Below are 10875 nucleotides of genomic sequence, written 5' to 3'. Positions count from 1 at the left end.
GGACCTCACGGTCCCGGGCCGGCGGCCGTCCTGTTTGCCGGTTGAGGCGCAAGCTGCGGGACCGGGCTGCGTGAGCGGCGGGCGATTGGGTAATGCCCCGATGGCCGTTCGGTACGCATCGTTCGGTACGCATCGTTCGGTACGCATCGTTCGGTACGCATCGTTCGGTAGGCACAGCGCGTGCCGCACCACGCCACCAAAGCCACCACGCCACGGCCGTCGGGACGTTCGGAGGGAAGGCACGCCATGCTCAGCAGGGAGGATCAACGCCGGTTCGACCAGATCGCCCGCCATCTGCGGACGACCGATCCGGACTTCGTCGCCCGCCTGGGCGATCAGGCCGCCAACCGGCGGAACCGGGCGGCGATCATCGCCAGTGTGCTGCTCTGGGCGGTGGTGCCGCTGCTCGCCCTGTTCGGCGGCTGGATCGCCGCGTCGATCTGCACGGTGGCGCTCACCGCCGCGGGAGTCCTCGCGCTGCGGGCCCGCCGCTGGTAGCCCCGACCGCAGCGGCAGCCCACGTCAGTCGTCGGCCGGCGCGGGTTCGGCGAACCGCCGGTAGGCCCGGCCCAGCACTGTCGCCAGGCCCGGGCCGCCGATCACCGGTGACGGCGCCCCGAGCTGGCGCAGCAGCAGGTCGGCACGGGCCGACAGGACCGGCTCGCGGTCCGGCAGCGGCACCGGCGCCCGCCAGAATCCGGCGTCCGACGCGGCGACGGGTTCGGACAGGCCGGCCAGCGCCGGGCCGGCACCGACCGGGGACGTCACCGGCGGCGTGTCGGAGTCGGTGGACGACAAGCCACCGTCAACGGACGGCGCACCGTCACCCCCGCCGGCGGACGCCGCACCGTCGACGGACGGCGCACCGTCACCACCGCCCCGGGCGAGCCGCAGCTGACGCAGCAGGGCGGCCCGGTCCCGTCCCCGCCAGTGCAGGATCTGGAACGGGTCGGTGTCGAACTCCTCGGCCAGCAGATAGCAGGTGGCGGCCAGGTGCTTGCACGGCACCGCCGCGTCCGGGCAGCTGCAGCTCATCGCCAACTCGTCGACGCCGGCCGGGAACAGTGGTGCCCCGGCGGCGACGAACACCTCCTCCAGCTCCGGCGGCAGGTCGCCGGCGAGCAGCCGGGCACTATACAGCGCCTGGCCGGCCAAGGTGTTCTCGATCCGCCGCCACACCGCGTCACCGTAGCGCCGCAGCCCGATCCGCGCCTGGTACGGCCGGGGCCGGGATCCCTGCACCTGGGCGCTCACCACGCCAGGTGCCACGGTCAGGGCGAGCACCTGCCCGGCCCGGGCGTAGGAGCGGCCCCGGGTGAGCCGGGTGCCCAACGCGAACGACTCCAGCACGTCGACGAAGCGGCGCGACCACCAGGACTGTCCGATCGCGCCCCGGGTGCTGCGGGCGCGCAGCCCGCCGTCGACCCGCCGGGGCCGGCCGTAGTCCTCGAACCGGCTCATTCGACCACCGCCCCGGCCTCCAACGTGAACAGCTCCCGCAGCTGCGCGGTGGACAGCTCGGTCAGCCACTGCTCACCGCTGCCGACGACGGTCGCGGCGAGGCCACGCTTGTCCGTCACCATCGCCGCGATCTTCTCCTCCACGGTGCCGGCGCAGACGAACTTACGGACCTGCACCGCCCGCCGCTGCCCGATCCGGAACGCCCGGTCGGTGGCCTGGTCCTCCACCGCCGGGTTCCACCACCGGTCCACGTGCACCACGTGGTTGGCGGCGGTCAGGGTCAGCCCGGTGCCGCCGGCCTTCAACGACAGGACGAACAGCGGCGGCCCGGCCCGACCACCGCCGCCGTCGGCATGGCCGGCCTGGAACCGGGCGACCAGGTCGTCACGGTCCGCCTTGGCCAGACCGCCGTGCAGGAACAGCACCTCCCGACCTGTGTACGCCGACAGGTACCCGCGCAGCATCGCGCCGAACTCGGCGTACTGGGTGAACAGCAGCGCCTTCTCCCCCGCCGCCAGCACCTCGTCGAGGATCCCGGTGAGCCGGGCGAGTTTGCCGGAGCGGCCGGGCAGGTGCGAGCCGTCGCGCAGGAACTGCGCCGGATGGTTGCAGATCTGCTTGAGCTTGGTCATGGTGGCCAGCACCAGGCCGCGCCGCTCGACGCCGTCGCTGGACTCGATCCGCCCCATCATGTCGTCGACCACCGCCTGGTAGAGCGACGCCTGTTCGGCGGTGAGGTGGCACAGCACCTCCATCTCCAGCTTCGCCGGCAGGTCAGAGATGATCGAGGTGTCGGTCTTGAGCCGGCGCAGCACGAACGGGCCGGTGATCCGGCGCAGCCGCTGCGCGGCCTCGGCGTCGCCGTGGCGTTCCACCGGTTCGGCGTACCGGCGGCGGAACGTGGCCGCGCCGCCGAGCAGGCCCGGATTAGCGAACTCCATGATCGACCACAGGTCGGCGAGGCGGTTCTCCACCGGTGTACCGGTGATCGCGACCCGGTGCCGGGCGGGCAGTGACCGGATCGCGACGGCCTGGCGGGTCGCCGCGTTCTTGATCGCCTGGGCCTCGTCGACCATGATCCGGTGCCAGCCGACCCCGGCCAGGTCAACGGCGTCCCGGGCGGCCACCGCGTAGGTGGTGACCACCAGCCGGGCGCCGGTCACCGCAGCGACGAACTCCGGGCCGCGGGGCCGGTCGGTGCCGTGGTGCATGTGCACCGTCAGGTCCGGCACGAACCGGGCCGCCTCCCGCTGCCAGTTGCCGACCAGTGACATCGGACAGACCAGCAGCGTCGGACCGGCGTCGGGTGCGTCGGCGGCGAGCAGGGCGAGCAGCTGTACGGTCTTGCCGAGTCCCATGTCGTCGGCGAGCACCCCGCCGAGTCCCAGCGAATCCAGGAACCGCAGCCAGGCCAGCCCCCGCTGCTGGTACGGACGCAGCCGCCCCCGGAAACCGGCCGGCTCGGCCACCGGGGTGAGCCGGCGCTCCACCTCACCGCTGAGCAGGTCACCGAGCGCCCCGGTGGCGTCGATGCCCAGCACCGGCAGCCCCACGCCGCCGTCGTCGTCGCCGAGGGCGACCCGCAGCAGGTCCATGACGGTCAGCGCACCACCGGAGCGCAGCAGCGCCAACCCGGCAGCGATCCGCTTCGGGTCGACCTCCACCCATTCGCCGCGCACCCGCACCAGCGGTGTCTTGGCCCGGGCCAGATCGCGCAGCTCCTGCTCGGTCAGCGGCTGATCACCGAGGGCCACCTCCCACTCGTAGTCCACCAGGTCGGGCAGGCCGAACCGGCGGTCGACGGCGACAGTGCCCGGCGCGGTCGGGGTTCCCGCCCGCAGCCGGGCACCGAGCCGGGCCGCCGGCCGCTGCCACCAGGAGGGCAGCAGCACGCCGAACCCGGCGGCGTGCAGGGTCGGTGCTCCGTCACGCAGGAACCGGTGCGCACCGGTGACGTCCAGGTCGACGCCGTCGGGGGTGGCGGTACGCAGCGCGTCGTCGATCGCCGGCCAGAGCCGGCTGGCCCGACCCAGCTCGGCCAGCAGCGTCTCCTGCGGGTCGGCGGTGTGCCGGGTCAGCGGTTGGAGCTGCCGGCCGACGCGCCAGATCGCCGCCGCGTCGACCAGCAGGCTCGGCTCGGCGGTGGCCTGCAGTGCGAACTCCAGCCGCCACCCGTCGGCACCGTCGACGAGACCGGCCGACCCGTCGGCGGCCGGCTCCTCAGTGGCGGGGGCGGGTTCGCGCAGCCGGAACAGGGCCCGCACTGGACCGCCGGCCGCGTCCCGCTGCCAGTGCTCCAGCTCGGCGGCGAGGGTGTCGAGCGCCGCGACCGGGGCGGTGAAGTCCCGCCGGGGCCCGGTCAACGCGGTCAGCCAGGCGTCGCGGGCGGCCAACGGCCCGGACCGGGCCCGGCCCTCGGCCAGCCGTACGCCGTGCAGCGCGGCGCGGGCGGCGGCGTCGGTCAACGCGTCGAACGCTTCGGCGACGCGCCGGTGTCCGGTGCCGGGCGCCCCGGCGGCCAGGGCCGCCGCCGGGGTGGCCAGCGTCAGCGACCGGGCCCACCGCTGGTCGGCACCGGTCAGCAGCGGCAGCCAGCAGGCGGTGGCCGACCCGGGTGCCGGGCCGGGCCGGACGGCGGGCAGCACCCGGCCCCGGGCGACCAGTTCGGCGGCGAACCCGGCGAGCAGCGCCAGGTGGCGTACCCCGGCACCGATCACCAGCCCGCCCGGCAGACCGTCGGCCGCCGCGACGCCGCCGGGCAGACCGTCGGCCGGTGCGACGTCGGCCGCCGGATCGACGTCGTGCAGGGTGCAGAGCACCGACAACGCCTCGTCGGCGTCGAACTCCAAGGTGGACACCAGCCAGTCGGCGTGGCCGCCGTCGCGGGCCAGCCCGGTGGTCGGCGCGTCGGACTGGGTACGGACCAGCTCCGGTGACTCGACCGGAGCACCGGCGACGGTCGGCAGCCGGACCGCCGTACTGCCGGTGGCCGCCTTGACCGCCACCGGCCCGAGCAGTGGGCTCAGCGCGGCGACCAGGGCCTCGTGTCCGGCGGCGAACGGGTGCGGTCGGCGGCGCGGCGGTCGCCCCGGCCGCCGGGGCGGCGCCGACGGTAACGTCGAGTCCTCGGCCCAGACGGCGAGCCGACCGTCGGGGCCGAGCAGCCCCTGCACCACCAGCACAGCCACTCCTTCGCCGTCGGCACCTGCGCCGATGGTACGGGTGGTCCGACTGGTGCGGCCGACGCCACGGCCGGGGTGGTCAGCCGTGCCAGGAGCGCCACAGGGCAGCGTACGCGCCGTCGGCGGCGATCAACTCGTCGTGGCTGCCCTGCTCGGTGATCCGGCCCTGGTCCAGTACCGCCACCCGGTCTGCGTCGTGGGCCGAGTTCAGCCGGTGTGCGACGGCAATGACGGTCCGCCCGGCCAGTACCGCCGCCAACGCCTGCTCGGTCCGGCGGGCGGTGGTCGGGTCCAGGGCCGCGGTCGCCTCGTCCAGGATCAGGATGTCCGGATCGGCGAGCACCAGCCTGGCGAGCGCCACCTGCTGGGCGTACGCGGCCGGCAGGTCGAGCGCGCCGTCGCCGAGCAGGGTGTCCAGGTCGGCGGGCAGGTCGGCGTACCAGTCGGCACCGACGGTGACCAACGCGGAGCGCAACGTCTCGTCGGACGCCTCGGGGGCGGCGAACCGCAGGTTGTCGCGCAGCGTACCGATGAAGACGTGGTGTTCCTGGGTGACCAGGGCGATCCGGCGACGCCGCTGCGCCGGGTCGAGGTCGATGACCGGGCAGCCGCCGAGGAGCACCGCGCCGTCGCGGGGCACCTCGATGCCGGCGACCAGCCGGGCCAGGGTGGACTTGCCTGCCCCGGACGGGCCGACGATCGCCAGCCGCTGCCCGGCGGCCACCGTCAGGTCGATGCCGCACAGCACGTCGACGCCGCCGCCGTAGCCGAAGGTCAGACCGGTCACCCGCACCTCACGGCCGGTCGGCGTCGCACCCCGGCCGCGCGGCTCCGGCGGCACCTGCCCGACGCCGAGCACCCGGGCGTACGACGCCAGCCCGCGCTGGGCCTGTTCGATCCACTGCAGGATGGTGTCCATCGGGTCGACGGCCTGCTGCAGGTAGAGTGCGGCCGCGACCACCGCCCCGAGGGTGACGGCGTCCCGGTGCAGCAGCAGCCCGCCGACCAGCAACGCGGCGCCGACCGGCAACGCGACGCTGGCCTCGGCCACCGGGAAGTACACCGAACGCAGGGCGAGGGTGGCCCGCCGGGCAGCCCACAGGTCGGCGATCCGCGCGCGGCCCGCGCGGATCCGTTCGTCGCCCAGCCGCAGCGCCTCCACGGTACGGGCGCCGTCGGCAGTGGTGGTCAACGTGTCGGTCAACGCGGCCATCGCCGCGCCCTCGGTCAGGTAGGCCGGCCGGGCCCGACGCAGATACCACCGGGTCACCGCCAGGATCGACGGCAGTCCGATCAGGCCGGCCAGGCCCAGCAGCGGATGCAGCCAGAACACCGCGCCGAAGAGCAGGCCCAGCTGTGCGGTGGCGATCACCACCACCGGCACCACATCGCGGACCATCGTGCCGACCGTGGCGACGTCGCTGGAGCTGCGGGTGGCGAGGTCGCCGGTGCCGGCCCGTTCCACCACCGACACCGGTAGCCCGAGGACGCGGTGCACGAAGTCCTCGCGGAGCCGGGCGACCGCCCGTTCACCGAAGCGCAGCCCGACGTACCGGGCGAAGCGGGTGAGCAGCCCTTGCAGCAGGACGAAGCCGACCAGCGCCGCCGCCAGCCGGTCGACCGCGGCCACCGACGCGCCGACGGTGACCACGTCGACGATCCGGCCGAGCAGCCACGGCCCGGCCAGACCGGCCAGGGCCGCGCCGACGTGCAGCACCAGGATGCCGGCGACCACCCAGCGTTGCTGGCCGAGCAGGTCACCGGTCGCCCGCCGGACGGCACCCGGATCGGCCACCGGCAGTCGACCGGCCGACGGCCCGGTGGTGGCCGGCGCGCCCGCTGGCCCGGAGGCGGTCACGGTTGCCCCGCCCCGGGCGACGACCCGCCGGCCGGGCCTGCGACGTCAGCCAGCTCGCCGCCCCGGGCGACCAGCGCCCGGTAGCCCGGGTCGCCGGCCAGCAGGTCGGCGTGGCTACCGGTCCCGACGACCCGACCGCCCCGCAGGTACGTCACCGTGTCGGTGGCCGCGAGCAGCAGCGGGGACGTGGTGATCAGCACCGTGGTCCGGCCGGCCCGCGCGGTGCGCAGACGGTCGGCGACCCGCGCCTCGGTGTGTGCGTCGACCGCCGAGGTCGGCTCGATCAGGATCAGCATCTCCGGCTCCACCAGCAACGCCCGGGCCAGCCGGACCCGCTGCCGCTGACCGCCGGAGAGGGTACGGGCGCGGCTGCCGATCTGCGTCGCCAGGCCGTCCGGCAGCGACGTCACGACGTCGTCGGCGGACGCGACCCGGAGCGCCGCCCGCACCTGTCGGTCACCGGCCGCGCCCGGCTCGCCGGCCCGCGCACCCTGCAGGATCTGCCGCAGCGTGCCGGCGAACAGGTACGCGTCGTGGTCGGCGACCAGGATCCGGGCCCGCACCTCGTCGAGCGCGACCGCGCCCAGCGGCACCGCGCCCCAGGTCACGTCGGACCGGTGGAACCGGCCCAGCCGGTCGGCCAGGGCCTGCCCGTCGCCCGGGTCGTCGGCCGCCACCCCGATGATCCGGCCGGCCGGCACGGTCAACCCGCTGTCGGGGTCGTGCAGGTCGGCCGGCTGCCTTGGGGCGGCCGCGGTGGGCCGCGCCGCCAGGTCCGTCACCGGGTCGGGGGTGAGCCGCAGCAGGGCCACGATCCGGCGGGCCGCGACCCGGCCCCGGATGAACTGGTAGCTGCCCTCCTGCAGGAACCAGACCGGGACGGTCAGCGCGGCCACGTACCCGTAGACGGCGACCAGCTCCCCGATGCTGATCTCGTCGGCGACCGCCATCCGGGCGGAGATCCACACCACGGCGGCGAGGAACAGGCCGGGGACGGTGACGGTGAGCGCCTCGATCCAGCTGTTCACCGCCGCGACCCGGTAGCCGTGCCCACGCAGCCGCTGGGAGTGGTCGACGTAGCGGTCGGCGAACAGGGACCGACCGCCGACCCCGGCCAGCACCCGCAGCCCGGCGACGATGTCACCGGCACGGGCGGTGAGCTGGCCCTGTTCCCGCCGATAGGTCTGCTCGGCCCGGTCCAACCGGCGCAGCAGCGGGCCGAGCAGCGCCGCGACCACCGGCACGCCGATCAGGATGACCGCTGCGAGCACCGGCGAGACCGTCCAGAGCAGGACCGCGACCACCAGGTACGCCAGCACCGCGCCGACGCCCGGCCCGGTCAGGGTGAGCACGTGCGAGGTGTGGGTGATGTCGGTGCCGCCGACGGTGGCCACCTCGCCGGTGGCGAGCCGGCTGGGCAGGACCGCGCCGATGCGCGCCAGCTGCCGCGACAGCACCCCGGCGGACCGGGCGGTGGCGTCCTCGCGGATGTAGGTCATCGTGCGGTGCCGAAACACACCGACCACGGAGATCAGCACCCCGGCGGCCAGGACGGCACCGACCCACCATGCCAGTACGGCCCACCGGCCGGGGCGCAGTCCGTCGTCGATCGCCCGGGCCACCAGGTACGGCCGGCCGGCCAGACCGACCATCCAGACCGTACTGAGTAGGGCACCGCGCAGCACCCGCCACGGTTGGCGACACACCAGCCACCACAGGTAGCGCACCGGCCCCCGGATCTCGGGACTACCCGGATCGGGGTGGGGGATCAACGGCGGCACCCGCCCAGGCTAAAACGTCCCAACTCGCGCCGCCGACGCATTTTCCCCCATCTGCCGGCTGTGTCGTCGGTCACCGGCACCGCTGAGCTGGGCCGCGCCGCGACCGGGCAGCTGGCACCGGTCGGGCAGGATCGCGGCAGTCCGACGATTCGATCATGGGGGTGGGCCGACCATGGGATGGTCCTGGCTGGTGTGGCCGGTCGGGCTGCCGTGCTGATGGCCGCCGGATACTCACGGCGACGCTGCCCCGACGTCGGGCGCCCAGCGCGCCCGGCGCGTCTGCTGGTCGACGGCGAGATCCGCGATCGACGCGGCCACGGTCAGCCGCGACGCAGCGCCCCGGCCGGTCGCCGAGGCGGAGCAGCTGCTCACCCGGGCGCAGAACCTCGCCGCCGCCGTGCTCGGCCAGCAGATCATCGACCTGCACCGCCGGTGCGCGCGGGCGCAACGAGGCGCGGCCGGCGGCAACCAAGACGCGGTCGGTGGCACCGGGGAGCGAGGTGACTTCGTCCGGCGGTACCGTCGACTCACCATGGACTACACCGACCTGCTTGCCGACATCGTCGCCGCCGACCGGGCCGACCGGCCGGACGTCGACCGGCTCACCGAGCGGCTGGAGCAGTTGATCGGACGTGGCCGCGAGCTGGCCGACTCGCTCGCCGTACCGGGGAACTGAGCGGATGCGCGGAGCGCGGCCGGCGGCCGGCGGCGGCCGGTGGGTGGAGATCTCCCCGGAGCGTCTGCGGGGCTGGCTGGACGGCTTCTACGGCCGGCACGACGGCGCCGCCGAGGACAGCCTGACCCTGACCGGGGCCAGCAACGGCGACACGGCGACCCTGCACCCGCCGCCCGGCTTCGACGGGATCAACGACGTCGACGGTCTGCTCACCGCACTGATCCGGCCGCCGCGCATCGGCCTGCTGCTGGCCCGCAAGGGTGCGGTGGCGGCCGGTGTCGTCGACGGCACCGCCGTCGTCGTGTCCAAGGTGGAGCGGCACTATGTGCAGGGACGCACCGCCGCCGGCGGGCAATCACAGCAGCGGTACGCCCGGCGGCGCGACAACCAGGCGACGGCGGCGGCCAACCGGGCCGCCGACGTCGTGGCCCGGGTGCTGCTGCCGTACGGCACCGCCGACGCCGAGGAGCCGATCGGCGCACTGGTCTGCGGCGGCGACCGGTTGATGGTCGACGCGGTCCTCGCCGACCGGCGGCTGGCACCGTTGCTGCCGCTGCGCCACCCGCACCTGCTGGACTGCCCCGAGCCACGGCTCGCCGTACTGCAGGACGCCGCAGTCGCCGCCCGCCGAGTCCGCATCCACCTGGTGCCGTAAGCCGGACGCCGCCCGCTCGTCGCCCACAATGGCCGTTGCGCCGAACGTACCTCGCCGACCGCCACGTCGGGCGGCAACCTGGGACATTTACCAGGGTCTACATCCATTGGTCCCGTCCGGTAACACTTTTCCACCAGGATCGGGTGACGACCCGACTACAGAAGGCGTGCCCGACGATGACTGTGACGAGCCGACCGACCACCGACCCGCCGGTCGGGGAACGCGCCGACCAGACCGGCCGGACCGACTGGCACGGGTTCATCCGGCTGGCCCGGCTGCGCTTCCTGCTCTACAACCTGCTCCCGGTGGGGCTCGCGGTGGCGGTCTCGGTGCACCAGGGCTATCCGCTGCACCTCGGCTGGTACGTCCTGGCGCAACTGTTCGCCTGGACGGTCCACCTGATGACGCACTACTGCAACGAGTACTTCGACCTCGCGGCCGACCGGGCCAACGTCTACTTCACCCCGTGGACCGGCGGCAGCCGGGCACTCGTCGACGGGCTGGTGCCACCGGTGGTGGCGTTGGGCACCGCATTCGTCCTGGCCGCCGTGGCACAGTTGATGATCGTCGCGATGCCGGACTGGCCGACCCGGTTGGCCGCCACCGCCGCCGTCGTGCTGGCCTGGTTCTACACCGCGCCGCCCGGCCGGTTCAACTACCGCGGCCTGGGTGAGGTGACCGTCGCGGCGATCCTCAACGGGCTGTGGCCGATTGTCGCTGTGCTGCTGCAGACCGGCACCGTGCCGGTCCTGCTGCTGGTGGTCCTCGCTCCGACCGCGCTGCTGCAGACCGTACGGATGATGGTGATGAACCTCGGCGACCGCCGCTCCGACAAGCAGGTCGGCAAGCGCACGATCCCGGTCATCATCGGCTACGGCCGGGCGGTACGCGTCATCGTCACCGCCCAACCGGTCGCCTACGCCGCGCTGACCGGCTCCGCCCTCGCCGGCTGGGTACCCTGGCTGGTCTGGGCACCGATGACGGCGACCGCGGCGATCTCCGGCTGGCTGGTGCTGCGGCTGTGCCGGGGCGACATGCGCGACCTCGACCCGCGACGGATGACCCCGGTGGTCTTCTGGGCCTCCAACCACGTCTCGCTGATCGTCGGCGCGGCGATGCTCGGCGTCCTGCTCGACGCGGCCCGCACCGGCGCCGACGGCGGCGCGCTCACCCTGCTCGGCGCGGTCCTCGCCGGATACGTGGGCCTGTTCGCCCACCGGCTGTGGCCTGTCTCTTCTCCCCCCCTTCCGCTGCCGACGATC

General features: G+C 74.5%; 9 protein-coding genes. 4 read left to right on the top strand and 5 right to left on the bottom strand.

Annotated elements, in window-relative coordinates; genetic code table 11:
* Nucleotides 1–246 precede the first annotated feature (246 nt).
* Nucleotides 247–498 (top strand): DUF3040 domain-containing protein, encoded by a 252-nt coding sequence (locus tag ACXAHD_RS28865; RefSeq protein WP_281550844.1) that lies wholly within the window; start codon nucleotides 247–249, stop codon nucleotides 496–498.
* A gap of 24 nt (nucleotides 499–522) precedes the next feature.
* Here ACXAHD_RS28865 and ACXAHD_RS28860 read toward each other — a convergent pair whose 3' ends face one another.
* From ACXAHD_RS28860 to ACXAHD_RS28840, 5 genes are all read right to left on the bottom strand, one after another.
* A complete protein-coding gene (locus tag ACXAHD_RS28860) occupies nucleotides 523–1461 on the bottom strand; it encodes an SWIM zinc finger family protein (protein WP_289213304.1) in 939 nt (312 codons plus the stop codon).
* Complete coding sequence (locus ACXAHD_RS28855) at nucleotides 1458–4643, bottom strand: DEAD/DEAH box helicase (RefSeq protein WP_281550846.1); 3186 nt, start codon at nucleotides 4641–4643, stop codon at nucleotides 1458–1460. Before ACXAHD_RS28855 ends, ACXAHD_RS28860 begins: the two co-directional genes overlap by 4 nt.
* Nucleotides 4644–4722: 79 nt before the next feature.
* Nucleotides 4723–6501 (bottom strand): ABC transporter ATP-binding protein, encoded by a 1779-nt coding sequence (locus ACXAHD_RS28850; RefSeq protein WP_475054536.1) that lies wholly within the window; start codon nucleotides 6499–6501, stop codon nucleotides 4723–4725.
* A complete protein-coding gene (locus ACXAHD_RS28845; RefSeq protein WP_475054542.1) occupies nucleotides 6498–8186 on the bottom strand; it encodes an ABC transporter ATP-binding protein in 1689 nt (562 codons plus the stop codon). The genes ACXAHD_RS28850 and ACXAHD_RS28845 overlap by 4 nt, the downstream gene beginning before the upstream one ends.
* 327 nt (nucleotides 8187–8513) lie before the next feature.
* On the bottom strand, nucleotides 8514–8654 hold the full coding sequence (locus tag ACXAHD_RS28840; protein WP_281550848.1) for a hypothetical protein: 141 nt from the start codon (nucleotides 8652–8654) through the stop codon (nucleotides 8514–8516).
* Between ACXAHD_RS28840 and ACXAHD_RS28835 the strand changes: the two genes are divergently transcribed.
* The 3 genes from ACXAHD_RS28835 to ACXAHD_RS28825 form a co-directional block, all read left to right on the top strand.
* Nucleotides 8587–8958, top strand: coding sequence for a DUF6403 family protein (locus tag ACXAHD_RS28835; protein ID WP_281555650.1), 372 nt, complete (start codon nucleotides 8587–8589; stop codon nucleotides 8956–8958). The genes ACXAHD_RS28840 and ACXAHD_RS28835 overlap by 68 nt on opposite strands.
* 4 nt (nucleotides 8959–8962) lie before the next feature.
* A complete protein-coding gene (locus tag ACXAHD_RS28830) occupies nucleotides 8963–9613 on the top strand; it encodes an acVLRF1 family peptidyl-tRNA hydrolase (RefSeq protein WP_281550849.1) in 651 nt (216 codons plus the stop codon).
* A gap of 176 nt (nucleotides 9614–9789) precedes the next feature.
* The coding region (locus ACXAHD_RS28825) for a prenyltransferase (RefSeq protein ID WP_475054533.1) at nucleotides 9790–10875 on the top strand (1086 nt) is incomplete at its 3' end.

It is taken from the genome of Micromonospora sp. ABR4_055, from assembly GCF_056160425.1.
The sequence above is the reverse complement of the archived record's forward strand: the minus strand, read 5'-3'. Positions and strand labels throughout refer to the sequence as shown.